The organism is Thermus sp. KWY1, assembly GCF_057547025.1.
In genome coordinates this window covers 30,737-53,219 of sequence record NZ_BAAJPG010000040.1, presented here as the reverse complement: position 1 = coordinate 53,219, position 22,483 = coordinate 30,737, and the positions used below count along the sequence as shown (strand labels likewise).

The 22,483-nt window shown below is 65.0% G+C and carries 24 protein-coding genes and 1 pseudogene; 2 read left to right on the top strand and 23 right to left on the bottom strand.

Going from position 1 to position 22,483, the window contains the following annotated elements; translation table 11 throughout:
- Window positions 1–86 precede the first annotated feature (86 nt).
- Complete coding sequence (locus tag AC27GT_RS11385) at window positions 87–1,382, bottom strand: esterase-like activity of phytase family protein (protein ID WP_126188053.1); 1,296 nt, start codon at window positions 1,380–1,382, stop codon at window positions 87–89.
- Between the two features lie 260 nt (window positions 1,383–1,642).
- On the opposite strand from AC27GT_RS11385, the gene AC27GT_RS11380 reads away from it, so the two are divergent.
- On the top strand, window positions 1,643–2,248 hold the full coding sequence (locus tag AC27GT_RS11380; protein WP_158305233.1) for a metal ABC transporter substrate-binding protein: 606 nt from the start codon (window positions 1,643–1,645) through the stop codon (window positions 2,246–2,248).
- 30 nt (window positions 2,249–2,278) lie between these two features.
- Complete coding sequence (locus tag AC27GT_RS11375) at window positions 2,279–2,422, top strand: hypothetical protein (protein WP_015717566.1); 144 nt, start codon at window positions 2,279–2,281, stop codon at window positions 2,420–2,422.
- A gap of 78 nt (window positions 2,423–2,500) precedes the next feature.
- On the opposite strand, the gene AC27GT_RS11370 is transcribed toward AC27GT_RS11375, so the two are convergent.
- From AC27GT_RS11370 to AC27GT_RS11265, 22 genes and pseudogenes are all read right to left on the bottom strand, one after another.
- Window positions 2,501–3,094: a hypothetical protein gene (locus tag AC27GT_RS11370; RefSeq protein ID WP_126200308.1), complete on the bottom strand. Its 594-nt coding sequence runs from the start codon at window positions 3,092–3,094 to the stop codon at window positions 2,501–2,503.
- A gap of 96 nt (window positions 3,095–3,190) precedes the next feature.
- Window positions 3,191–3,946, bottom strand: a complete 756-nt coding sequence (locus AC27GT_RS11365) for a glycosyltransferase family 2 protein (RefSeq protein ID WP_015717564.1) — start codon at window positions 3,944–3,946, stop codon at window positions 3,191–3,193.
- Window positions 3,939–4,673 carry a 5'/3'-nucleotidase SurE gene (gene surE / locus AC27GT_RS11360; protein ID WP_015717563.1) on the bottom strand — a complete coding sequence of 245 codons (735 nt, stop codon included), beginning with the start codon at window positions 4,671–4,673 and terminating at the stop codon, window positions 3,939–3,941. Before surE ends, AC27GT_RS11365 begins: the two co-directional genes overlap by 8 nt.
- An 89-nt stretch (window positions 4,674–4,762) precedes the next feature.
- The gene (locus tag AC27GT_RS11355) at window positions 4,763–6,085 is read right to left on the bottom strand and encodes an ABC transporter substrate-binding protein (RefSeq protein ID WP_015717562.1); all 1,323 of its coding nucleotides are present in this window, start codon (window positions 6,083–6,085) and stop codon (window positions 4,763–4,765) included.
- A gap of 11 nt (window positions 6,086–6,096) precedes the next feature.
- A complete protein-coding gene (locus AC27GT_RS11350; protein ID WP_015717561.1) occupies window positions 6,097–6,912 on the bottom strand; it encodes a carbohydrate ABC transporter permease in 816 nt (271 codons plus the stop codon).
- Window positions 6,905–7,813, bottom strand: a complete 909-nt coding sequence (locus AC27GT_RS11345) for a carbohydrate ABC transporter permease (RefSeq protein WP_015717560.1) — start codon at window positions 7,811–7,813, stop codon at window positions 6,905–6,907. The genes AC27GT_RS11350 and AC27GT_RS11345 overlap by 8 nt, the downstream gene beginning before the upstream one ends.
- 13 nt (window positions 7,814–7,826) lie before the next feature.
- Window positions 7,827–8,576 carry a sugar phosphate isomerase/epimerase family protein gene (locus AC27GT_RS11340; protein WP_015717559.1) on the bottom strand — a complete coding sequence of 250 codons (750 nt, stop codon included), beginning with the start codon at window positions 8,574–8,576 and terminating at the stop codon, window positions 7,827–7,829.
- 87 nt (window positions 8,577–8,663) lie between these two features.
- Window positions 8,664–9,863, bottom strand: coding sequence for an ABC transporter permease (locus AC27GT_RS11335; RefSeq protein WP_124105576.1), 1,200 nt, complete (start codon window positions 9,861–9,863; stop codon window positions 8,664–8,666).
- Between the two features lie 20 nt (window positions 9,864–9,883).
- Window positions 9,884–10,522 carry an ABC transporter ATP-binding protein gene (locus tag AC27GT_RS11330; protein WP_124105575.1) on the bottom strand — a complete coding sequence of 213 codons (639 nt, stop codon included), beginning with the start codon at window positions 10,520–10,522 and terminating at the stop codon, window positions 9,884–9,886.
- Window positions 10,522–10,989: a hypothetical protein gene (locus AC27GT_RS11325; RefSeq protein WP_253665199.1), complete on the bottom strand. Its 468-nt coding sequence runs from the start codon at window positions 10,987–10,989 to the stop codon at window positions 10,522–10,524. Before AC27GT_RS11325 ends, AC27GT_RS11330 begins: the two co-directional genes overlap by 1 nt.
- Before the next feature lie 27 nt (window positions 10,990–11,016).
- Window positions 11,017–12,771, bottom strand: a complete 1,755-nt coding sequence (locus AC27GT_RS11320; protein ID WP_124105574.1) for an alkaline phosphatase — start codon at window positions 12,769–12,771, stop codon at window positions 11,017–11,019.
- A gap of 484 nt (window positions 12,772–13,255) precedes the next feature.
- On the bottom strand, window positions 13,256–13,990 hold the full coding sequence (locus AC27GT_RS11315; RefSeq protein WP_126200258.1) for an amino acid ABC transporter ATP-binding protein: 735 nt from the start codon (window positions 13,988–13,990) through the stop codon (window positions 13,256–13,258).
- Window positions 13,991–13,993: 3 nt separating this feature from the next.
- Window positions 13,994–14,956 carry an amino acid ABC transporter permease gene (locus tag AC27GT_RS11310; RefSeq protein ID WP_487224168.1) on the bottom strand — a complete coding sequence of 321 codons (963 nt, stop codon included), beginning with the start codon at window positions 14,954–14,956 and terminating at the stop codon, window positions 13,994–13,996.
- Window positions 14,953–16,056 (bottom strand): amino acid ABC transporter permease, encoded by a 1,104-nt coding sequence (locus AC27GT_RS11305; RefSeq protein WP_126200256.1) that lies wholly within the window; start codon window positions 16,054–16,056, stop codon window positions 14,953–14,955. Before AC27GT_RS11305 ends, AC27GT_RS11310 begins: the two co-directional genes overlap by 4 nt.
- A gap of 3 nt (window positions 16,057–16,059) precedes the next feature.
- Entirely contained in the window at window positions 16,060–17,085 is a 1,026-nt protein-coding gene (locus tag AC27GT_RS11300) for an amino acid ABC transporter substrate-binding protein (protein WP_126200255.1), read from the bottom strand.
- Between the two features lie 53 nt (window positions 17,086–17,138).
- Window positions 17,139–18,074, bottom strand: a complete 936-nt coding sequence (locus AC27GT_RS11295) for an urease accessory protein UreD (RefSeq protein ID WP_172958210.1) — start codon at window positions 18,072–18,074, stop codon at window positions 17,139–17,141.
- Window positions 18,075–18,126: 52 nt separating this feature from the next.
- Window positions 18,127–18,624 (bottom strand): annotated as a pseudogene (gene ureG / locus AC27GT_RS11290) (urease accessory protein UreG).
- Between the two features lie 22 nt (window positions 18,625–18,646).
- Window positions 18,647–19,303, bottom strand: coding sequence for an urease accessory protein UreF (locus tag AC27GT_RS11285; RefSeq protein WP_487224167.1), 657 nt, complete (start codon window positions 19,301–19,303; stop codon window positions 18,647–18,649).
- A gap of 172 nt (window positions 19,304–19,475) precedes the next feature.
- Window positions 19,476–19,754, bottom strand: a complete 279-nt coding sequence (locus AC27GT_RS11280) for an urease accessory protein UreE (protein WP_126200252.1) — start codon at window positions 19,752–19,754, stop codon at window positions 19,476–19,478.
- A 9-nt stretch (window positions 19,755–19,763) separates the two neighbouring features.
- Entirely contained in the window at window positions 19,764–21,470 is a 1,707-nt protein-coding gene (gene ureC, locus AC27GT_RS11275) for an urease subunit alpha (RefSeq protein WP_124105565.1), read from the bottom strand.
- Window positions 21,467–21,823: an urease subunit beta gene (locus AC27GT_RS11270; protein WP_124105564.1), complete on the bottom strand. Its 357-nt coding sequence runs from the start codon at window positions 21,821–21,823 to the stop codon at window positions 21,467–21,469. The genes ureC and AC27GT_RS11270 overlap by 4 nt, the downstream gene beginning before the upstream one ends.
- Complete coding sequence (locus tag AC27GT_RS11265; RefSeq protein ID WP_124105563.1) at window positions 21,820–22,449, bottom strand: hypothetical protein; 630 nt, start codon at window positions 22,447–22,449, stop codon at window positions 21,820–21,822. The genes AC27GT_RS11270 and AC27GT_RS11265 overlap by 4 nt, the downstream gene beginning before the upstream one ends.
- Window positions 22,450–22,483: the final 34 nt, after the last annotated feature.

Here is a 22,483-nt window from a genome sequence, read left to right as displayed (position 1 = left end):
GGGTGCGTGTCCCCTGCCTGAGGAGCCCGGTTGGCAAGAAGAAGGCGCCCTGGGCCCTTTGGCCCAGGGCGCGGCGGGGCCTGTTCCTAGCGCAAGGCTTGCGGGAGAAGGACCAGCCAGAGGCGGCTGGGTCCTTCCTTGCCGGTGATGGCGAAGTCGTTATCGTCGGCAATGGCCAGGGTGCGTCCGTCTTCCAACAGGGTCAGGCCTTCCAGCTTGTCCGTATCGAACTCGGGCAGCTTCCAGGTTTCCAGAACCAGGTTGCGCTGGGGAAGGCGGATTCCCAAGGCCCCGTAGTCCGTCCCCGCCTTGTCCAGCTCCGGGGTGTCTCCCAGGGGATGGTCCAGGAGGTTGGTGGCCTGGGAAAAGTCCACCAGGAAGATCCGAGCACCGCCACTCGCCCTTTCCAGAAGGAGGATCTTTTCCCCGCTGACCCGGGCGGCTGCGGAGTACTTCATGTCCTTGGGCTTGTTGGGCTTGGGGTACTCCTTGGGATCGGAGAAGGGAACCAGGTAAAGGCCCGTGACGCGAACCTCGAGGGGATTGGACACGTCCAGACGGACCGCCCGCGCCACCAGGCTATCCCCGTAGGCGGAATCCTTGGTGGAGCCGATGGGGCTTTGGAGAACCACCCAGGCGGTTTTGCCGTCACCCGAAAGGGCCAGGTTTTCCAAACCCCGATTCTCGCGGCGCAGGGCCAGCACCCTGGGCAGGGTGTCCCGGATGGGGTAAGGAGCCTGGATCTGGACGCCCTTGGGCACATACCCCATCTGGACCGTTCCCTTTGCGTCCAAGTAGAGAAGGGCGGGGGCGTTTTCCTCCACCACCAAATACCCCCGGCCGCCGGGGAGGACGGCCACGTCCTCGGGATCCACCCCGCCGGGATCCTTCGGCAGCACCGCGGTGCAGGAGGAGTCTGAATAGCCGTTCTGCTGGTCCTCCCTGGAGGGGAGACCGGAGAGGAGCCTGCCCCCGAGAGCCCTCAAGGGAAGGGGTTCCTCGAGGCGTAGGAGCCTATTGGCCTGGTCGAGCCGGAAGGGCACCAGGGTGGGGGCATAACCGGGTAGGGGGAAGAAGAGCCCGGACTTGCCCTCGGGGCAGTCGCCGTTGGGTCCCCGGTCGGTAAGGCCGAGGAAGCGGCCGTTCCCCAGGTAATAGAGGCCAGAGCCGATTCCCGGCCGATCAGAGGTTGGCCATCCGCGGGCGTAGGCCTGCTGGACATCGGCGGCGGAGAGCTGGGGGTTCAGGGTAGCGATGCCCACGGGGGGAAGGGTGTACACCCCCACCACTTTGGCCTCCTGGGCGCTGGCCAAGGACAGGAGCCCGAAGGCCGCCACTGCCACCACGAGGTCTCTGCTCCGCTTGGGTTGCAAGTATCCCATAGCGGTTTAAGGCTAAGGAAGCATTATCAGCTTTCGGTCAGCCCGCCGTTGCCAGAGGTTGGATCGGCCATCGGCCCGTCCCTGGCGGGGCTTACGGGGGCTCCCGGGCGGGGGTGCTAGGAGGAGAGTTGAGATTGCAAATGCAATAGCACTATCATTAATCCGCCCCTCCCGGCCCCGGGAGGGGCAGGGAGGTAAGGATGAAACGATGATTAGCCCTGGCCCTCTTCATCGTGTCGGCGGCTGTGGCCGAGAAGCCGGTGTTCCTTGCCACCATAAAGCCCTATGGCCTTCTCCTGTCTCAGCTGGTGGGAGAAGTAGGGGAGGTGGCGGTGCTGGTTCCCCCTTCCGCCAACCCCCATGTGTACGAGCCCACGCCGTCGCAGGTGCGGTTGGTGGCCCAAGCCAGGTTGGGGGTGGCGGGTGGTGCCCACCTGGACGTCTGGGTGGTGGACAAGCTGATCCGGCCCAACGCCTTGGCCACGCCGGTCCTTTGGGTGGCCGATGCGGTTAAGGAGGAGCTCATTTCCACCCCCACCGGGCCTGATCCGCACGTATGGGTGGATCCCCTGTTGATGGCCAAGGCGGTGCCCTCCCTGGTGGCGGCATTGGAAAGGGTTGACCCCGCCCACGGGGTCCTCTACCGAACCCGCGGGGACCGGCTTCAGGCGGAACTCCTGAAGCTGGACCGGGAGGTGCGCGCTATTCTTGGCGAGCGGACCAAGCCCGGAGTCTTGGCCTTAAGGAACCCGGTTCGTTACTTTGCCCGGCGGTACAGCATTCCCATTCTTTACACCGTGGTCCCCAACCCCGAGGCTCCTGAGGCCAGTGCCAGGGCAGTGGCCGAGGCCCGGAGGATCGCCTAGGAGAAGGAGATCCGTTACCTGCTGGCGCCCTTGGCCACCCGTACTCAAGCCCTGCCCCTGGGCAGGAACCTTGGCCTCGAGGTGATCTTCCTGGACATCCTGGGGGAGGAGGCCACCAGCTACCCGGAGTTGGTGCGCCAGATAGCGACCGGGTTTGCCCAGGCCATGCGCTAGAGAGAGCACAAACCGAACGGGCGAGTTAAGGCAAATCCCCTACCCCAGGGCCGGGGTAGGGGAAAGCTTTAGGGAGCCTTAGAGAGAACGCTTCAGGAGGGTTTCCCAGGTGGGAGTGGGGCTGAGTTTCACCAGCTCCTCGGCGTTCACCTGACGGCCTTCCGTCACGGCCACCCGCCATACCCGGACCACGTTGGCCTGGGAGTCATAGGTGGCGGAAAAGAGGTTTTTCTTCTGCTGTAGATACCGGGCGATGGCCGGATCCTCCTGGGCGGCCTTGGCCACCATGCCCGGTCCCCACACCCTGAGGTGGAAGAAGATGGCCCCTGGGTAGTTGGCCTCGGCCAGGGCCTTCAGGGCGTTTTTGGTAAGGCCGTAGTTCACCTCGGGGGTCGCCTGTCCCCCGAAGATCAGGGCCACGGCCTCCTCCTGGGGCTTCAAGGGAGGCACTTCCTCGGGGGCGCCGAAGGTGGTCACCTTGAGCTGGCGCTGGCCCTCGAGGTCCAGGTAGCTGGCCCCCATGGCTCCCACCAGGCCCGCGCAGATGCTGGTGTTGTTGGTGAGGATGTGCAGGCTCTTAAGCCCCTGGTTCTGGGCCAGCACCTGGCCAAAGGCCTTTCCCGTGTAGCCCCGGAGCACCAGGTGCTCACCCAAGCTCAGGCTCTGCGCCATACCTCCCTCTACAGCGGCCAAAAACAGGATTCCCGAAATCAAAAGGCCCTTGTTCAGACCAAACCTCCCATGGGGGCTTTTTATCCCCCACTTACCTTACCCCGGTGAGGTATGACCGAAGGTGAACATTGGCACACTTCCATCCTCCGCGCCTTCCAGGGCCAGCAGCAGGTGGTCCTTTAGCCTTAAGGGTGGAAGCCCGTGCTTCTGCCGAAGCCGCTCGAGGAAGAACCGGCGCTCATCCGGGCGGTTGCCGTGGCTTTGGTTGGCGCCGTGCACTCCGATGCTCACCCCCCTTCCCTTCAGGTATCGGAAGGGAACCCCCTTGCGATAGGCCCTGAGCCAGAGGTCCCAGTCCCAGTAGTCCCCCACCTCCGGGTCCAGGCCCCCGAGTTCCCTTACAAGCCGGAGGGGAAGGGCCGTGCCCGAGGCCAGGATGCGGTTATCCACCAGGATCCAGTCCCCCGGCTCGCCGGGGCGGTAGGGTATCTCCCACGAGCCCAGGTCCAGCACCCCCTCCCCGTAGACCACCGCCTCCTCCCTGGACAGAATGCGCCATACCCGGTACAGGTAAGCGGGGTCCAGGAGAAGGTCGTCGTCGTCCAGGAAAAGGACCGCATCCCCCCGGGCCTGGGCCAGGGCCTGCATGCGGGCCTCCACCTGGCCCCGTCCCGGGTTGGGAAGGGCCCGGAGCCGCGGATCTGCCAAGCCTGCCACCACTTCCATACCCTCGCCCTCCCCGTCGTCCACCACCACCGCCTCAAACCGGGTAAAGGTCTGCCGGAGCAGGGAGGCCAGGGCTTGGCGCAGGGAGTCCGGCCGGCTCCGGGTGGGGATGAGGACGCTAATCATGGGCCAGGGCCGGTTGGAGGCGGGCCTCATCGGTGAGGTCCAGCCTGAGGGGGGTGGCGGCAATAAACCCCTGCTCCACCGCCCAGCGGTCCGTGCCCTCCTCCGCCTCCTTAAGGGGTTTGGCGGCGAACCAGTAAAGGGGTCTTCCCATGGGATCTTCCCCTTCCACCACCACCCCCTCATAGGCCCGCACGGATTGCCGGGTCCAGAGGAACCCCTTGGGCCGGTGAGGCAGGTTGATGTTGACCAAAAAGGGCTTTTCCAGCCGCAGAAGGTTCTCCAGCACCCGTTCCACCCAGGGCCGCAAGGCGGCGAAGTCCGGTCCGCTTCCGTTCATGGGGGTGCTGAAGGCGGCCGCGGAGATCCCGAAGAGGCGGCCCTGCTTGGCCGCGGCCACGGTGCCCGAGTGCCAGATCTCGTGGCCCAGGTCGCTCCCCAGGTTGATGCCGGAAAGGACGAGATCCACAGGCCCGAAGAGGTGGAGCCCCAGGGCCACGCAGTCGGCGGGGGTGCCCCGCACCCGGTAGGAGGGGAAGTGGGGAGCGGGCAGGGGGGAGGGATGGGGGAAGGCCCGCACGGGGTGGGCGATGGTGATGGCGTGGCCCACCCCGCTCTGCTCCACGTCAGGGGCCACCACGAAGACCTCGCCAAAGGGGCTTGCGGCTTCGGCCAGCGCCCAAAGCCCTGGGCTGAAGACGCCGTCGTCGTTGGTCACCAGGATCCGCATGCCCCTACCCTAAGGGGCCAATGTCAGCTCAAGATCAACGGCAAAAACCGCTGGGGGATACCCCCAGCGGGAAGGAGGAGCCTGGTGGGTCAGGGTTGGGCCACGCTCCGGTTGTAGCGCTCCAGGGCCTGGTCAGCCCGGGCCTTGGCCTCCCTGAGGGCCTCGAGGGCAGGTTTCCCCTTCAGGGTTTCCTCCCAGGCGGTCTGCACATACTGGCGTATTTCGGGGAAGGCCCCCATCAGGCAGCCGGCGCTGGAGGCGTTAACCTTGCTGGTGGCTAGCTGCTGGATGGCGGTGGTGTAGTTGGGCTGCTTCACGTGGGCCTGGCGTACCTGGGGAAGCTCGGTCACGCCCCGCACCACGGGGAAGTAACCGGTGGCCAGGTGCCAGCGGGCCTGGGTTTCCGGCTCCAGGAGGAAGCGCACGAACTCCCAGGCCGCCTGGACCTGTTCCTCGGGGAAGCCCTTCAGCACATAAAGGGCAGCGCCCCCGATGGCTACCCCATTCCGCTCCCGGAGGAAGGGGTAGAAGGCGGTGCGCAAGGGAAAGCGGTTCCCCACCTGCCGCAGCACCCCCGTGAGGCTGGCCGTGGAGTAGGCGGCGATGGCCGCCTGGCCCTGGGCGAAGAGGCTTTGCGAGTCGGCCCAGTTGCGCCCGGTGTTGGCGGCCACCCCCTCCCGCACCAAACGGGCGTACATGTCCAGGAAGGCCGCGGCGGCCGGGTTGTCAAAGGTGACCGCGGTGGCCCTGGCCTTGCGGCCGTTCTCGTTGTTGCAGAAGTATTCCCCGGAGTTATAGGAGATCTGCTCCACGAACCAGGAGTCGATGGGAATGGAAAGCCCGTAGCGGACGGTGCGGCCCTGGGCATCCTTCTTGGTGAGCTTGCGGGCGGCTTCCTCCAGGTCCTTAAGGCTCCAGGTGGGCTTGAAGGGAATCCCCGCCTCCTGGAAGGCGGCCATGTTGAGGTAGAGGATGGGGTTCGAGGAGTTAAAGGGAAGCCCGTAGAGCTTCCCCTCCACCGTGTAGTAGTTGCGGGGCTGGGGGAGGAAGCGGCCCAGGTCAAACCCGCTCTTCCGGGCCAGGTCCTCGAGGGGCACCACCGCCCCGGAGTCCGCCATGATCCGGGCCCCGATGTCGTAGACCTGGATCACGTGGGGGTATCCCCGGCCCGCGCGCAAGGCGGCGAGAAGCTTGTTGATGCCGTCATCGTAGCTGCCCACGTACTGGCTTTTCACCTGGATCCGGTCCTGGCTTTTGTTGAAGTCCTGCACCAGCTTTTCCGTGGCTTCCCCCAGAACCCCACCCATGGAGTGCCAGAACTCCAGGGTGACCCTTTGGGCCTGAGCGCCGCCCAAAAGGAGCAGGGTGCTGAGGATGGCCTGTGCCCAAACCCGTCTCGTCCACATGCGCATACCTACACCTCCTATCCCTTCAGCCCGCCCATGGCGATGCCCCGGACAAAGGCCCGCTGGGCGAGCAGGAAGGCCAAAAGGCTGGGGAGGAGCACCAGGATGGCCGCAGCGGCCACCACGTTCCAGCGGGCTACCTCCTCGTTGAGGATGAAGTTCACGGCGATCTGGGCCGTTTGCATCTCCCGGCTTTTGGTCACCACCAGGGGCCAGAGGTACATGTTCCAGGCCCCGATGAAGGTGAGGGCCGCCAGGGCCCCCAGGGCGGGGGCGGAAAGGGGCAGGGCCACGTGGCGGAGCATCTGCCAGTGGTTGGCCCCGTCGATCCGGGCGGCATCGAAGTAGTCCTCAGGGATGGTGCGCAGGAACTGCCTGAGGAGAAAAACCCCCAGGGGGCTTGCCAGGAAGGGAACCGTCAGGGCCAGATAGGAGTCCAGCCAGCCCAGGCGGTCCACCAGGAGGTAAAGGGGCAGGAAGGTGACCTCCCCCGGCACCAGAAGGAGGGCCACCGCCACCCCGAAGAGGGCCTCCCTTCCAAGGAAGCGGAGCCGGGCGAGGGCGTAGGCGGCCAGGAGGCTGGTGGTGAGCACGCCCAGGGTGATGAGGCTGGACACCAGGAGGCTATTCAATAGGAACCGCCCCAGGGGGAACTTGCTGAGGGCCTCCTGGTAGGCCTCGAGGCTCGGCCGCGGGGGGAGGAGGCCCGGGGCGTAGAGGTCCCCCTCCGGGCGGAGGCTTGCGGAGAGGAGGGTGAGGAGGGGGAGGAGAAGGAGAAGGGCATACCCCCCGGCCAGGAGGTAGGTGGGCCACAGCCTTTTCCGCCTACCCATAGTGCACCCTCCGACCGAGAAGCCAAAACTGCAAGGCCGCCAGGAGCAAAAGCACCAGGAAGAGCAACAAGGCCTCGGCGGCGGCCAGGGGCACCCGGAAGTTGAAGAAGGCATCCTGGTACACCCGGTAGATCCAGACCATGGAGCTTTCCGCCGGCCCCCCGCGGGTGAGGAGGTGGATCTGGCCAAAGGCGGTGAGGCTCTTCAACACCACCAGGAGGCCCACCAGGAAGAGGGTGGGGGAGAGGAGGGGCAGGGTGATCCGCCAGAAGCGGGTCCAGGGGCCGGCCCCGTCCACCTCCGCCGCCTCCAGGATCTCCGCAGGGATGTTCTGCAGGCCTGCGGTGAGGAGGACCGCGGTGAACCCCACCCCGGCCCAGGCGGTGATCACCGCCAGGGTGGGCAGGGCCAGCTCCGGGCTGGTGAGCCAGGGCTGGGGCGGCAGGCCCAAGGAGGCCAGGAGGCGGTTGGCAAGGCCCCCCACGGGATGCAGGAACCAACCCCAGGCCACCGCCGCCACCGCGGTGGGCACCGCCGTGGTGAGGAAGAAGAGGGTGCGCAAGAGGGCCACCCCCGGGTAGGGCCGGTAGACCAGGAGGGCCGCCAGGAGCCCCAGAAGGAGCTCCAGGGGTGCGGTGATCAGGGCGAACTTCAGGGTGAGCCAGGCGCTTTTCCAGAACTCCGGGCGGCTTAGGGCCTCCTGGTAGTTGGCAAGCCCGGCCCAGACCCGTCCCCGGCCGAAGAGATCCTCCTGGTGCAGGGAGAGCCAAAGGGCCTCGAGGAGGGGCAGGACCAGGAAGAGGAGGAAAAGGGCGTAGGCGGGGAGCAGGAAGACCAAAGCCTCCCCCTGGCCCCTCAGGTGTCTTTGGAGGCGCTGGGCCCGGCTGAGGGTGGCGTCCATGTTCGGGATAAGGCTAGGCCCCTTCGGTCAGGGCTCGGTCAGGGAGGCTTTCCCGCAGGCTTCTTAGGAAGGCGACGGAGGGGGCCGGGTCAACCCGCACCTCCAGGACCAGGGTGCGGTCCAGGTAGGGACCAAGCCAGGTCCGGTGGCCGAGGACCCCGGTTCCCAGGTTCCAGTGCCGGTCGTAGAGGCCGTCCGTGTCGTTCAGGTGCAGGTGGTCGGGCTCCAAGGCCAGCCAGGGTCCCGGCTCCGGCACCCGGCTGAAAACCCGGGCATGGGCCGCATCGAAGCAAAATCCCACCTCGGGGTAGGCCTCCAGGATGGGGGCCAGGGCCCTGGGCTCCGGCTCGTGGGTGTTCTCCAGGACCAGCTCCACCCCCAGGGTACCGGCCCGCCGCACCACCGGCTTCAGGGCCTGGATGAGCCGGTCCGCCCGGTCCAGGGCCTCCTCCAGGGTGCGGCCGTGGGGGATGCCCGAGTGGAAGACCGCCCGCTCCGCCCCGAGCTCCGCCGCCCGGTCCAAGCCCAGGAGAAGCCGCCTGAGGGTGAGGTTGCGCACCTCCGGGTCCGGGGAGACCAGGTCCAGGTTCCAGAAGGGGAGGTGAACGGAGAGAATCCCCTCGTAGCCGGTGGCCAGTTTGGCGAAGAGGGCGTCCTCCTCCAGGAGGGCGGGGTCCAGGTAGACCTCGAGGCCCAGCCAGGGATCCTCAGGTGCCGAAAACCTAAGGGCATCTTCTACGCCCATGGCGATGCGCAGGTCCATGGGTTCACCGTAAGCCCCTTGGGTCAGAGCGCGGTCAGCATCCCTTTCCATTCAAGGAGTTCGCCAGCGAGAGGGAAATCCTCCTCCCTAGAGGTACTCGAGGGGGCTTTCCCGCATGGCCTGAAACGCAGGGGGCAGGGCCGCCAGTATGCCCAGGGGCAGTAGGGCGAAGGCCCGGGCCAGGAGGTCCAGGCTAAGTTGCGGAGGGGGGAGGTAGAAGCCAAGCCGCTCCCCCAAGGCCCCGGAGCCGGCGGCGGCGAGCCCCCAGCCCAAGAGGACGCCGAGAAGGATTCCGAGCCCCACCTCGAGGGTCGTCTCCCAGAGCAACACCGAAAACACCAGCCCCCGCGGTGCTCCCAGGGCCCGCAGGAGGGCGTTGTGGCGGCGGCGCTCGAGGCCCTGGGCATAGATTCCTTGCCAGATGAGGAGGGCGGCCAGAAAGAGCACCAGGAGGGACAAGGCCCCGTAGGCGGACTGCCCCTGGAGCATCGCCTCCCTCACCTGGGCAAAGACCTGGCCGGGCAGGACCGCCTGGGCTTCCGGGCTCCGGTTAACCTCCTGGGCCACCTGGTACACATCGGATAGGCGCCGGCCTGTGAAGAGCACGGCGGTAACTTCCCGCTTCCCCTCACCTTCCCCGTGGACCTCCCAGTAGGCCTCTATCGGCACCAGGATGGCCCGGTCCCAGGGGCCTCCCGTGGGCTCGAGGATCCCCACCACCCGGTACTTTTCCTCCTGGTGGTGGGCAAGGGCGCTGGCAGCCTCCGCTTGGCTGGCGAAAAACCCGTGGTCGCTTAGAAACTCGGCGCCCACCTCCAGGCCCGTTTCCCGTGCGGCCCTAGCCCCCAGCACCGCCTCGTACGTGTGGAGGAAGGGCCGCCCCTGCTTCAGGCGGAAATACGGGGGATCCGTGGGCGTAAGCCTGAGCTCAAAGACCTGAGTGCTGGTCCCTATGAGGGGAAGGCCCCGATAACTGTCCCCAAAGGCCAGGGGGACCACCCGCCTTGCTCTGGGGTCACGGGTCAGTCGCTCGTAGGTGGCGTAGGGCAGGTTGGCGATGGGGGGTTGCAGGAGATACAGGCTCGAAAGCACGGCCTGGGTAGGGCTACCTTTGGCGGCGATGAGGAGGTCGAAGACCTGGGCGGCATTGGCCGCCCCTCTTTCCAGGGACTGGAGCACCAGGGGAACGACCAAGGCCATGGCCGTGGCCAGGGATATCCCGACAAGGGTGAGGAAAGTGGAAAAAGCCCTCACCCTTAGGTTTCTGACGACGATCCACAGGGTCATGGAAGCCTCCAAGCGGGAGACTAGAGCTCCACCTGGCGGGGGAAATGGCCCACCACCCACGGGTCGTGGGTGGCCAGCACCAGGGTGGCCTTAAGGCCGATGGCCGTGTGGATCAAGAGCTCCAGGGCCACCTTTGCCCTGGAACGATCCAGGTGGGCCGTGGGCTCGTCGGCCAGGAGGAGGCTTGGCCGGTGGGCCACCGCCCGGGCCAGGGCCACCCTTTGCCGCTCCCCAGTGGAAAGGCGTTCGGGAGTGTGCCCCAGACGATGTTCCAGACCCAGGGTCTTAAGGACCTCTTTGGCACGGTTTTCCGCCGCCCTCCCCCTTATGCCCGCAAGGCCCAGCCCCAGGAGCACGTTCTCCAGCACGGTATAGCCTTCGGCCAGGTAAAAGTCCTGGAAGAGATAGCCCACCTTTCCTCTCCGATAGGCATCCCGCTGGGATTCGTTCAAGGCAGCCAGGTTCATCCCGGCAACCCAGACCTCTCCCTCGCTGGGCACCAACAGGCCAGCGAGGAGGTGTAAAAGGGTGGTTTTCCCGCTCCCGGAGGGACCCAGCAGGACCACCTGTTCCCCGGCGGCCAGCTCCAGGTCCGGCAACGTCAGGGCCACCTCCTCCCCGTAGCGCACCACCACCCCCTTGAGGCGCACCTCCCCCATCAGGGCACCTCCTCCACCCGGTCCGCGTAGATCCGCACCAGGCTCACGAAGCCGGTCTGGGAATCCTCCTTAACCCCGATATCCAGGCGCCCCGTTACCCGGATGCAGCGGGTGGTGGGCTTGGCCTCCTGACCTTTGGGCATGATCACCAACACGATATCCGGGGGCCAGTCGGCGGCCGTGGAGCAGAAGGGGCAGGTGGCCAGGGGGACCTTGGTCAGAACAAAGAAGTCCAGCTTGGGTTTGAGGGGTGGGGCCATCCAGCCCGTCATGCTCACCCGCTGACCGTTAAGGGCTTTCAACCGGGGTGAAAACTCGATTCCCCTTACGGTCACCTGGCTGTAAAGGTCGGCAAAGTCCAGGGTGACCTGGGCGAGCCCTCCCCCGCCCAACCAAAACCCCAGCAAGAGGACCCAGATCGCGGGATTCCAGGGCAAGGGGTTTGAGGTCGGGCGGGGAAGGCTCATGGGGTATGACCCTCTTTAGAAAACGGGCTAGCGGCCCAGGTAGGGGTTGAGACCCAGGGCCTGGGCCACGCGGAAGAAGATCTCCGTTTGGTCAATCAGGCCGTTGAAGAGCTGGGATCCGGCGCCGAAGGCAAAGAGGGGGAGTGGATCGGCGGTGTGCACCCCTTGGCTGGAGTTGACGGGGAGGTTGCCGGTGCGAAGATAGGCGCCGGGTTCCTTGCACACCTCCGGGTTGGCCACGTAACCGCCCTTGCCGTCGGAAATGGTGGGGTCCTTGTAGACTTCCCGGCCCCGGAAGGTTTCGCAGTAGTCAGGGGTGGCGGCAAAGCCCACCGCAATACCCCAGCTGGTTTCGGGCAGGGGGAACCCGTTGGCGTCCTTCCGATCGCCGTAGGTGGGGAACTTCGCGTCTTGATAGACCCCGACACCCTCGCGACCCTGCTTGGAGTAGTCGTAGCCGCCAAAGACGGAGATGGAGTGCCCGTGGTCGGCGGTCACGATGACCAGGGTGTCGGGGTGCTCGGCAGCGTACTGCTTGGCCCAGGCCACTGCCCGGTCCAGCTCCAGCACATCCCACAGGGCCCGTTGCCAGTCCAGGGGGTGTTCGTACTTGTCCACCATTCCCGCTTCCACGAGCAGAAAGAACCCGTTGGGGTTTTGGGAGAGGGTTTCCACGGCCTTCTGGGTCATTTCCCACAGGTAGGGCATGTCGGTGAAGCTACCCAGCATCTCAGGCCGCTTCCAAACCGCCCGGTCCAGATAGCTGGGGAAGTTGTCCAGGTGGAAGAGGCCAAAGAGCTTTCCCTGGGGTTTGGCGGCCAGGAGCTCGGTGCGGGTGCTGACGAAGGTATAGCCCATCTTTTGGGCCTCGCTGATCCAGTCGGTATCGTCCTTGCGGCGGGAGCCCGGTGCGCTTTTGGGGATGAAGTCGCGGGAACCCCCGAAGAGCATGACGTCCAGGGGAATGCCGAATCCCCCGCGCCCGAAGTACTGGTCAGCGATGGCCTGGTAATCGCTACGCCGGCGGGTGTGGGCGTTGACCGCGGCCGGGGTGGCGTCCGTACCGAAGGTGGTGGTGACCACGCCGAGGCTGGCCCCGCGCACCCGCTTCATCATCTCGGCCAGGGTTTCCACCCGGGGGTGGGCCAGGGTGTCCTTGAGGTTGGCCGGGCCGGCGTTTAGGGCGTTAACCGGCAGCTTAAGCCCCGACATGATGGAGGAAGCGGAGTTTGCGGAATCGACAATGAAGCTGTCGAAGCTGCTGGTCACCACCGTGGCCATGCCGCCATAGCCGGTTTCGATCGCGAGGAATCCCTTAGGCATCCCGTTTTCCGGGTTGTACCCTTTGGCGATGATGCGGGCGGCGTTAAGGGTGTTCCAGCCCATCCCGTCGCCGATAAAGAGGATGACGTTCTTGGCTGGACGGAGAGGACGGGGGTACTGCCTTGCCTCCCAACGCACGATCCTTTGGGTTTCGCCGGCTTCGTCCTTGACCTTCACCTCGAGGGTGTGGCTGCCTGGACGCAAGGAGAGGCCACGGAGGGTCCACTCGGCCGTTCCCGTTGCCTGGGAGGTCTGTTCCAAGCCCGTAAGCGGTACCCCATCCAGGGTGATGCGGTAATCCTTTAGCGCACCGTTTAACTCCGAGGCCTCCACCCGGAGGTCGAAGCGTTGGCCAGCCAGCAGGGCTGCCCCGTCGTAGGGAAAAACGGCCAGCTTAGCTGCCCACGCCGAACCCAAGGCTAAGGCCAGTCCCAATAGAACCCGGAAGGTTTTTCTCATAGCCTTACCTCCCCTTTGCACCCTAAGGGGAGTAGGTCATGGGAATGTCAGTGCTTCCACGTGTCAAGTGGCGTGTCCTCTTTGGGGTCAGGGTTCCCCGGAGGAAGTGGAAACCCCCTAGGGCTTGGAACCGGTAGGGGCCGTTGAGCGGACGTGGGCATGTTTTCCCATATCGGTGAGAGGCTGCATACCGGGTTCCTCTGGGCTTGGGTATCTGGAGAACGCGTTCCCCAAGGACTTGGTCTGGTGGGATGCGTGGTGGCGGCCCGAATAACGAGGTGTTCTTTCCCACCAGGGGGCGATCCAGCTCAAGGTGCTTTCCAGGGGGACAGCGGGTCTTGAGCACGCGTGTTCCCTTGAGGAAGAGTTAGCGTGAACATGTGAGTGCCCGGAAACCCTCTTCAGGTGAACCGTTTCCCCCTGGCGCTGAACCTCGAGGCCGTGAAAACGTCCGTTTCCAAACGTCTCTGCCCATCCATTCCTTCTAGTGGTGCAAGACCCGTTGCAGGAAGGCCCGGGTCCTCTCCTCCCTGGGGGAGGAAAAGATCCCCTCCGGCCTCCCCTCCTCCACAATCTGACCCCCGTCCATGAAGATCACCCGGTCCGCCACCTCCCGGGCAAACCCCATCTCGTGGGTCACCACCAGCATGGTCATACCCCCTCGGGCCAGGTCCCGCATCACGTCCAACACCTCCCCCACCATCTCCGGGTCCAACGCACTGGTGGGCTCGTCAAACAGCATCACCTTGGGCTCCATGGCCAAGGCCCGGGCAATGGCCACCCGCTGCTGCTGGCCCCCGGATAGCTGCCCCGGGTACTTCCTCGCCTGGTCCAAAATCCCCACCCGCTCCAAAAGCTCCAAGGCCTTCCGCTCCGCCCGCTCCCGGGTCCAGCCCCGCACCCGCATGGGGGCCAGGGTGATGTTCTCCAGCACCGTCATGTGGGGGAAAAGGTTGAACTGCTGGAAGACCATCCCCACCTCCCGCCGCACCTCCTTGAGGGCCCGCTCCTCCTTCACGTTGTGGCCGTCCACCACCACCTCCCCCTCCTGGAAGTCCTCCAAGCGGTTGATGCAGCGGATCAGGGTGCTCTTCCCCGAGCCCGAGGGACCGATGATCACCAGCTTCTCCCCAGGGGCCACCTCCAGGTGGATCCCCTTCAGCACGTGCAGGGTACCGAACCACTTGTGCAGGTTGTGGATGCGGATGATGGGGTCCATCCTCTACCTCACGCCGAGTCCCATGCGCCGTTCCACCAGCCTTCCCACGTAGGAGAAGGCGCCCGACACCACCAGGTAGACCACCGCCAAAAACAGGTAAACCTCCCGCTCCAGACCCACGTTTCTCGGATTGGCCAGCACCGCCCTGGCAACCCCCATGAGGTCCAGGATGCCGATGAGGGCCACCAGGGAGGTGTCCTTGAAGAGGGAGATGAACTGGCCCACCAGGGCAGGGACCACCGCCCTGAGAGCCTGGGGCAGGACCACGTAAAGGGCTGCCTGGAAGGAGCTCAGGCCCAGGCTGTAGGCCGCCTCCCACTGCCCCTTGGGCACCGCTTGCAAACCGCCCCGCACATTTTCCGCCAGATAGGCGGCAGCGAAGAGGGTAAAGGCCAGGAGGGCCCTGACCACCTGGGGAAGCCGGAAGCCCTCAGGAAGGAAGAGGGGAAGGGTCACGAAGGCCAGGAAAAGGAGGGAAACCAGGGGCACCCCCCTCACAGCCTCGATGTAGGCAATGGCCAGGAGCCGGAGCCCCACGAGCCGGCTTTGCCGGGCAAAGGCCAGAGCCACCCCCAAGGGGAAGGCCAGGGCCATGGCGCTGAGGGAGAGGAGGAGGGAGAGAAAAAGCCCGCTCCAGAGGGTTACGGGGAGGGGCAGGGCCAGAACCCCTGCCCCTATCCCTACCACCAGCACCCAGCCCGCCTTGGGCAGGGGCAGGATCCCCAGCCTTCCCAGCCATCCCGCCAGGGCAACAAGCCCGGCCAACAGGGTAACCCAGGCCCTCCAGGTGAGCTCTGTGGGCAGCTGGCCCACGAAGAAGTAGCGGAGGTTTTCCGTCACCACCCACCACTGGGCCCCCAGGGCCCAAAGGAGGAGGGCCTTGCCCAAGGCGTACAGGAGAGCCAGGAGGAAAAGGGTGAGCAGGGCGTTGCCGGGGGAACCGAAAAGGGCGCGGATGAGCCTCATAGCTTCCACCTCAGGGCCACGCGGCGGTTATAGGCGTTGACCAGGGCACTGATGCCCAGGCTCAGGCTCAGGTACACCCCCATGACCAGGAGGATGGCCTCGAGGCTCCTCCCGGACTGGTTGGCCACCGTGGAGTAGACGGAGAAGAGGTCGGGATACCCCACCCCCACCCCCAGGGAGGTGTTCTTGGCCAGGTTCAGGTACTGGTTGGCCAGGGGGGGGACGGCGACGCGCACCGCCTGGGGGAGGATCACGAGGAAGAAGGTATCCCTGGGGGAAAGCCCCAGGCTTAAACCCGCCTCCCACTGCCCCCTGGGCACCGCCAGGATGGCCCCGCGGATCACCTCGGCGATGAAGGCCGAGGTGTACACCGTGAGGCCAAAGAGGAGGGCGGCGAACTCCGGGGTCAGGGAGGTTCCACCCCTGGGGCCGAAGGGCCCCACCTCCACCGGGACGAGCCGGATGGGCGGCCCCAGGACCAGCCAGGCCGCAACAAGGACCAGGAGGGGCCCGATCCATGCCCACCTCCCGGCCTTACGCAGGGCATACCCCAAGAGGACCGCCCCGAGGAGCCCAAGGGCTCCGGGAGCCAGGGTAACCTCGGGCAGAACCAAGCCCCGCTGGGATAGGTAGGCCCCTCCAAGGGCCAGCCCCTTCTCCCAAGGGGGAAGCTTGAGGAGGAGGCCGAAGTACCACACGAAAAGCTGGAGGAGGAGAGGGGTATTGCGCACCAGCTCCACGTAGCCGAAGGCCAGTCCCCGGGCCAAGGGGTTGCCGGATAAGCGGCCCATGGCCACCAGGAGGCCCAGGAGGCTTGCAGCCACAAGCCCCAGAACCGTTACCCTAAGGGTGTTGAAAAAGCCCGCCAGCAAGGCCTGCCAGTAGGTGTCCGAGGGGTAGTAGGGCCTAAGGCCCTCCCCCTGCGACCAGGTGACCCCCTCGGAGAGGGAGAAGCCCGCCTCCTGGGAGAGGAAGCCGAAATTGAAGGGGATGCCCTGGGCGGCCATGCGGGCCTTGGCCGTCCCCACCAGGTAAGCCAGCCCCCAGGCCACCAGCCCGAGGACCAGCGCCTGGAGGACCAGGTCCCTTAGGCGAGGCATGCCTTAGCGGAAGGGAGGGCTGTACATGAGGCCGCCAAAGCGCTGTAAGGCGTTCAGGGTGCCGGTGCGGGGTATGTAGAAGGGGCTCTTGGCGCCGAAGAACCGGTCGTAGATCTCCCCGTAGTTCCCCACGGCCCGGATCACCCGCACGGTGAAGTCCTTGGGGAGCCCGAGGTCCTGGCCCAGGGTCCCCTCGAGGCCCAGGAACCGCCGGATCTCGGGCACATCGGATTTCAAGAAGCTATCCAGGTTCTTGCTGGTGATGCCGTATTCCTCCGCCTGGATGGTGGCGTACACGATCCAGGTGAGGGCATCCCGCCAACGGGAGTCGTTCTCGCGCACGAAGCCCGCCAAGGGCTCCTTGGAGATGGTTTCCTTAAGGATGACCAGCTCCTCCGGGTTGGGGGCCGTGGCCCGGAACCCCACCAGCTGCGACTTGTCGGCGGTGAAGGCGTCGCACCTGCCCTGGAGGAAAGCGGCCATTACCTTGGCTCCGTCTTCAAAGGTGAGCAGCTTGGTGTTCCGCCAACGCTTGGCCCGGATGTAGTCGGAGATGTTCTTCTCGTTGGTGGTGCCCTGGGTGGTGCAGAAGGTGGCCCCTTCCAGCTCCCTCAGGCTGTTGGCCCGGCCCTTGCGCACCATGACGCCCTGGCCATCGTAGAAAGTGACGGGGAGGAAGTCCACCCCCAAGGCCCCGTCCCGGTTGGCGGTGACGGTGGTGTTGCGGAAGGCCACGTCCACCTCACCGTTCTGGACCGCCTGGAAGCGGACTCGGGCGTCCAAGGGAACGTAGTCCACCTTGTCCGGGTCCCCGAAGATGGCGGCGGCCACCGCCCGGCAAAACTCCACGTCAAAGCCCGTGTACTTGCCGGTTTTCTGGTCCAGGAAGCCGAACCCGGGCAGTACGGCGTTCACGCCGCAGATGAGCTTTCCCCGGGACTTGACCAGATCCATGCGGGATTGCTGGGCCCAGGATGGGGCCATGGCCAGGAGGGCTAGAACCAACAAACCAACCAACCAACGCTTCATGCCAAAACCTCCTTCTGGTTCCGCGACAACATATCACCCTGTGTTTTGCCCTGTCAACAGGGGCTTGGGGTTCTCGGGGATGGAAGCTCGCACCCGGTTTTGCCGCAGGACGTTCGTGGTTGACCCGGGAACGAGATAGGGGTGGCTCCCGACCCCGCCCAAGCGCTGGAGTACCGGCCAAGGTCCAGCCTCACCAATCCCCAGCTCTGACGGCACACATAGAGACGGTCCGTGAGCGCCCCGAGTAGGCCCGCACCTTCGCTGGCTGTGCCGCGAAGCACCAGGTGTGCCTGGGCGGTGGAACTCCAGGCCAGTGCCCAGGTTCCTCCAAGTTCCATGCCCGGGTCGGGGGCAGGCCAGGTCCAGAACCCGCTCGCCAGGTAGGGGCGTCCTTCCATGAACCCGGGCCGGCTGGCGTTGAGGGGACTGAGCAGGAGGGCGTCCCGGAACAGGGGGATGGAGCCTTGGTCCACCTCTGTGCGCGTGTCGAGGAAGACGAAGTCCCATGCCTCGCCTCTCGCCATCCGGCCCAAGGCCCAGGTTTCCAAAAGGCCAAAGCGGGCACCGGGTTCCAGCCAGACCCTTGTTCGTTGTTCCAGGGATGCTTGGGGGAACAGGATGGAGAGCCCTGGGTAGAACTCCAATTCGCTTTCCTGGGCGGCTTGGATCACCACCTCTTGACGCGCAAGTCCTGGATGGACCTTCCCTGCGGACTGGTTCACCAAAAGCGCCTTAGCTCCTGGCCCCACGTGCACCTCGATGCGGAAAAGGTCGCCGTCCAGGAGGCCAGGGCCCAGGGTGATGAGCTGAAGAAGGATCCTATCCCCCAGGTCAAAGGGACGGAGGATGCGGAGGGCTCCTGAGGAATGGGCCCGTTGCACCAGGGTCCTTCCACCACGGTAAACCATGTGGATCTCCAGGGAATGGACCCTCTTGGGCTCAGGCCTCTTCAAAAAGGAACTCTCGGCGAATCCAAGCCACGGTTTCATCCAGTCCCTTTCCCGTTTGGAGGTTGGTGAAAACGAAGGGACGCTCTCCACGCTACCTCTTGGCATCCCGTGCCATCACGGCGAGATCGGCCCCCACGAGGGGGGCAAGGTCGATTTTGTTGATGACCAAGAGGTCGCTGCGCACGATACCGGGACCTCCCTTGCGTGGGATCTTATCCCCCCCGGCCACATCGATCACATAGATGAACACATCCACAAGCTCGGGGCTGAAGGCGGCGGCGAGGTTGTCCCCCCCGGATTCCAGGAATAGAATGTCCAGGTCGGGGAAGCGGGTCAGCATTTCCTCCACCGCTTACTGGTTGACAGAGGGGTCCTCGCGGATGGCCGTGTGGGGGCAGCCTCCCGTCTGGACACCTTTGATGCGTTCGGGCGGTAGGGCGCCTGAACGCACCAGGAGCTCCGCGTCCTCGTACGTGTAAATGTCATTGGTTATGACCGCCAGGGAGTAGCGGTCCCGCATGGCCTTGCACAAACGGTCGATCAAGGCGGTTTTTCCTGATCCCACAGGCCCAGCGATGCCAATCTTCACCGGTCCCACGCATCTCACCTCCTTACGACAAGAAGAGACGGGTTTCCAAATGGGGCTGCACCGCCGCCCAGAAATCCCAACCCGGCGTGGCCGTGTAGAAGTGGGCATCAGGGTCTTCGAGGATGGCCCTAGCCTTGGTGGCGATGTGTGGCTGAAGCTGGGTAAGGATTTCTTGGGCGGCTTCGGGTGAAAGGGCGATGCTCCGTATGGCTGCGGCCAATAAGGCCATCAGGCTGCTTTGCAGGTAGACGGGCAAGGCGAGGGATAGGGGCAGGCCCAACCGGGCGAGGGCCCAGCCTGTGACCAGAGGTTGGTGGGGAGGAACGGAAGGGGACCAGGCCAAACCGTAAAGGCGGCTGAGAATGCGGAGGAGTCGTCCACCTAGCCGCAAGCTGGTTTCCCTGGGGCCCGCTATGGGTGTCCAAGCTGCGAACTGGTGGGCAAACTCCAATAGCTCTTTGGGACTACCTGCTCGGAAGTGGGCCAGGGCGCAAGCTGCCCCCTCGAGGCCCACGCTGCCTCGGGTTAAGCTGGCATGGAGCAGGTCATACAGGGCCCGTTGGGACAGGTTTCCTCCTTGACTATAGGCCTCCAGACCCCACGAGTGGGCGAAAGCTCCGATGGGGAACTGGGAGTCAAGGATCTGCTGCAAGCGCAGGAGCGAGAGCGTTCCCCCCATGCCTCCTCCTAGTAGGCGTGCTCCCCTGGGGTGTTCCCCACAAATGGCCCTTGGACCCGCTCAACCGCAAAGCCCTTTTGCCTAAGCCGATGGTAAAGGCCTTCGTCCCAGAGGGCGTAGATAAACCTTCCCTCCGCCACTATGTCCCTGTGGAGGTTGCCCAGGAGGTGGCCTACCTGGGCCGCCTCCCTAAGGGTTCGCGGCCTGACCGGAGGAGATCCTCTTCCGCCGCCGTTACCATATACGCTCTGCCCCCACCAGCCCAGAGCACGGTGCCCGGGCGCAACACGGTTCCCGTCGGCAGGGCGAGGTAGAAGGCCTGACCGTCCGGAGCAGTCAAGAGGCGGCGTACCCTTCTGCGGTCGGCTACGGTCAAGGGAATCGGTACGGTTTCAAGGCCTTCCTCACGGTTGCCGGCATCGGGTAGCCTTGTGATTAGAATCGGTTCCATGACATCCTCCTAAAAGAGAAAGTAGCGCCGGGCCAAGGGTAGACGCCCGGCCGGATGGCTGGTAATGGGTTGGCCGTCCACCCGCACCTCGTAGGTTTCCGGATCCACCTCGATGGAGGGAAGGACGTCGTTTAATCGCATGTCCCTTTTGCTCAGGTTTCGGACGCCCCCCACGGGAAGGAGCCTGCGCCGCAGGCGTGCCGGCAGGTTCCCTGATTCCAAGGAGGCCCTGGACACGAAGGTGAAGGCCACCTCTTCCAAGGCCCGGCCAAAGGCGGCGAACATGGGCCGGTAGTAAACCGGTTCCGGGGTGGGGATGGAGGCGTTGGGATCCCCCATGGGGGCGGCCACAATAAAGCCCGCCTTAATGACGAGATCGGGTTTTACCCCGAAAAAACGGGGATCCCAGAGGACGAGGTCGGCGTACTTGCCGGGTTCCACAGAACCCACGTACTGTGCGATCCCGTGGGCGATCGCTGGGTTGATGGTGTACTTGGCCAGGTAGCGCCGGATGCGGAAGTTGTCGTTCCTCTCGGAGTCCTCCGGCAAGGGCCCACGTTGCTCCTTCATCTTGTGGGCTGTTTGCCAGGTGCGGAGGATGGTTTCCCCCACACGCCCCATGGCCTGGGAATCGCTGGACATCATGCTGATGGCGCCTATGTCGCGCAGGACGTCTTCGGCCGCCATGGTTTCTGGCCGTATTCGGGACTCGGCAAAGGCCACGTCCTCGGGGATCCGGGGGGAGAGGTGATGGCAGACCATCACCATGTCCAGGTGCTCCGCCAGGGTGTTCTCCGTGTAGGGCATGGTGGGGTTGGTGCTGGAAGGAAGCACATTGGCGTGGCCTACCACCTTCAGGATGTCCGGAGCATGCCCACCGCCTGCCCCCTCGGAGTGGTAAGCGTGGATGGTGCGGCCGCCGATGGCCCGCAGGGTATCTTCGACAAAGCCGCTTTTGTTCAAGGTGTCAGTGTGGATGGCCACCTGTACGTCGTAGAGGTCCGCGACCCGCAATGCGGCGTCGATGACCGCGGGTGTGGCGCCCCAGTCCTCGTGGATCTTCAATCCGATGGCCCCGGCGAGGATCTGTTCCTCCAGTGCGCCTTCTAGGGAAGCGTTGCCTTTACCCAGGAGCCCGAAGTTGACGGGTAGCCCCTCGAGGGCTTCCAGCATGCGGTGGAGATTCCAGGGGCCTGGGGTGCAGGTGGTGGCCTTGGTCCCCTCCGCAGGACCGGTACCCCCGCCGATCATTGTGGTGATGCCGCTGTAAAGGGCTTCCCATGCCTGTTGAGGGGAGACGAAGTGGATATGGGCGTCGATTCCGCCGGCCGTGAGGATCTTTCCTTCCCCGGATATCACCTCGGTGCCGGGACCGATAACTAGACCGGGGGTTACGCCCTCCTGGACATCGGGATTGCCCGCCTTACCCAGGACCACGATGCGGCCATCCTTGATCCCCACATCCGCTTTGACCACGCCCCAGTAATCCAGGACGATCACGTTCGTGATCACCGAATCCAGGGCTCCTTGCTCCCGGCTCAGCTGGGACTGGCCTATCCCATCCCTAATCACCTTGCCCCCGCCGAAGACCACCTCCTCCCCCGGAACAGTCCGGTGCTCCTCGATTTCCAGCAGGAGGTTGGTATCCCCCAGTCTTATGCGGTCACCCTTGGTAGGGCCGTAAAGCCTGGCATAGTCTTCTCGCCGAAGCCTCATAGGAACCCCCTCTCATGGGCTTTCCTTAGAGCCACTCCTCGGTTTTCCTCCAACGATCCCGTAACCAGGGCATTCATGCCGAAAACCGTTCGCTTACCTCCCAATTCGACCAGCTCCACTTCTCGCGTTTCCCCAGGTTCAAACCGCACCGCCGTGCCAGCAGGGATGTTGAGCCGGAACCCGTAGGCTTTCTCCCGATCGAACCGAAGGGCCCGGTTCACCTCGAAGACATGGGCATGGGAACCTACCTGGACGGGCCGGTCCCCCGTGTTGGCCACCAGGATGCGGATAACCCTGCGGCCTGAGTTGATTTCTATGGGTGTCTCCTCCAACATGTACTCTCCCGGGATCATGCTGCCCCCCGTAAAAAGTCCCACACGATGGCCGAGGCCGCAGCCAGACTGCCGAGGGCAACCCCTACCGAGGCCAGGCGTTGCAGGTACCGGACCCGTCCCGCCACCAGCACAAAGGGCGCCCCCACGGCCAGGCTCATAAGGAACATTCCCAAGAGGGCACCTGCGCCGAAGACGAGCACATAGAGGAAGGCCCAGAGAGGGCTGGGCATTTGGCTGGAAGCCAGGAGAACCAAAGCGGCCGAACCGGACAGGCCGTGGATAACCCCCCAGAAGGGGGGGGAGAGTAGGGAGCTTCTTGGAGAACGACCCACAAAGGAGCTCCGCTTCCAGGTTCTCAAGGTTCCCAGGCCTAGCCAGGCTAGAGCCAGAGCCACTACGAGCTCCATGGCTGCCGAGAGTCCCCGGGGTAGGGGCAGGTGCAAGGCAAGGATCACGCCCCCTACCGCCGCCAGGATCAGGAGGTGCCCCAGGCCCCAAAGGGCGCCGACCCCTGCTGCTTTCCAGGGGTTGTTTTGCTGGGTCACCAGGTTGACCACCGCTGCCACGTGGTCGGGTTCCAAGGCATGGCGCAGGCCTAAAAGCACCCCCACGGCTAAGAGGGAAAGGAACGATCCAGCGTCCACGAGCTACCTCCTCAGGAAAGGCTTGGTTGCCTGT

What these genes read in the sequence shown, in the direction of transcription:
- AC27GT_RS11270 (WP_124105564.1), bottom strand. Translation starts at nt 21,823, where the DNA reads ATGATCCCGGGAGAGTACATGTTGGAGGAGACACCCATAGAAATCAAC.
- AC27GT_RS11345 (WP_015717560.1), bottom strand. Translation starts at nt 7,813, where the DNA reads ATGGACGCCACCCTCAGCCGGGCCCAGCGCCTCCAAAGACACCTGAGG.
- AC27GT_RS11325 (WP_253665199.1), bottom strand. Translation starts at nt 10,989, where the DNA reads ATGAGCCTTCCCCGCCCGACCTCAAACCCCTTGCCCTGGAATCCCGCG.
- AC27GT_RS11350 (WP_015717561.1), bottom strand. Translation starts at nt 6,912, where the DNA reads ATGGGTAGGCGGAAAAGGCTGTGGCCCACCTACCTCCTGGCCGGGGGG.
- AC27GT_RS11315 (WP_126200258.1), bottom strand. Translation starts at nt 13,990, where the DNA reads ATGGACCCCATCATCCGCATCCACAACCTGCACAAGTGGTTCGGTACC.
- AC27GT_RS11320 (WP_124105574.1), bottom strand. Translation starts at nt 12,771, where the DNA reads ATGAGAAAAACCTTCCGGGTTCTATTGGGACTGGCCTTAGCCTTGGGT.
- AC27GT_RS11285 (WP_487224167.1), bottom strand. Translation starts at nt 19,303, where the DNA reads ATGGGGGGAACGCTCTCGCTCCTGCGCTTGCAGCAGATCCTTGACTCC.
- AC27GT_RS11335 (WP_124105576.1), bottom strand. Translation starts at nt 9,863, where the DNA reads ATGACCCTGTGGATCGTCGTCAGAAACCTAAGGGTGAGGGCTTTTTCC.
- AC27GT_RS11280 (WP_126200252.1), bottom strand. Translation starts at nt 19,754, where the DNA reads ATGGAACCGATTCTAATCACAAGGCTACCCGATGCCGGCAACCGTGAG.
- AC27GT_RS11300 (WP_126200255.1), bottom strand. Translation starts at nt 17,085, where the DNA reads ATGAAGCGTTGGTTGGTTGGTTTGTTGGTTCTAGCCCTCCTGGCCATG.
- AC27GT_RS11355 (WP_015717562.1), bottom strand. Translation starts at nt 6,085, where the DNA reads ATGCGCATGTGGACGAGACGGGTTTGGGCACAGGCCATCCTCAGCACC.
- ureC (WP_124105565.1), bottom strand. Translation starts at nt 21,470, where the DNA reads ATGAGGCTTCGGCGAGAAGACTATGCCAGGCTTTACGGCCCTACCAAG.
- AC27GT_RS11340 (WP_015717559.1), bottom strand. Translation starts at nt 8,576, where the DNA reads ATGGACCTGCGCATCGCCATGGGCGTAGAAGATGCCCTTAGGTTTTCG.
- surE (WP_015717563.1), bottom strand. Translation starts at nt 4,673, where the DNA reads ATGCGGATCCTGGTGACCAACGACGACGGCGTCTTCAGCCCAGGGCTT.
- AC27GT_RS11330 (WP_124105575.1), bottom strand. Translation starts at nt 10,522, where the DNA reads ATGGGGGAGGTGCGCCTCAAGGGGGTGGTGGTGCGCTACGGGGAGGAG.
- AC27GT_RS11385 (WP_126188053.1), bottom strand. Translation starts at nt 1,382, where the DNA reads ATGGGATACTTGCAACCCAAGCGGAGCAGAGACCTCGTGGTGGCAGTG.
- AC27GT_RS11365 (WP_015717564.1), bottom strand. Translation starts at nt 3,946, where the DNA reads ATGATTAGCGTCCTCATCCCCACCCGGAGCCGGCCGGACTCCCTGCGC.
- AC27GT_RS11305 (WP_126200256.1), bottom strand. Translation starts at nt 16,056, where the DNA reads ATGCCTCGCCTAAGGGACCTGGTCCTCCAGGCGCTGGTCCTCGGGCTG.
- AC27GT_RS11295 (WP_172958210.1), bottom strand. Translation starts at nt 18,074, where the DNA reads ATGAAACCGTGGCTTGGATTCGCCGAGAGTTCCTTTTTGAAGAGGCCT.
- AC27GT_RS11310 (WP_487224168.1), bottom strand. Translation starts at nt 14,956, where the DNA reads ATGAGGCTCATCCGCGCCCTTTTCGGTTCCCCCGGCAACGCCCTGCTC.
- AC27GT_RS11370 (WP_126200308.1), bottom strand. Translation starts at nt 3,094, where the DNA reads ATGGCGCAGAGCCTGAGCTTGGGTGAGCACCTGGTGCTCCGGGGCTAC.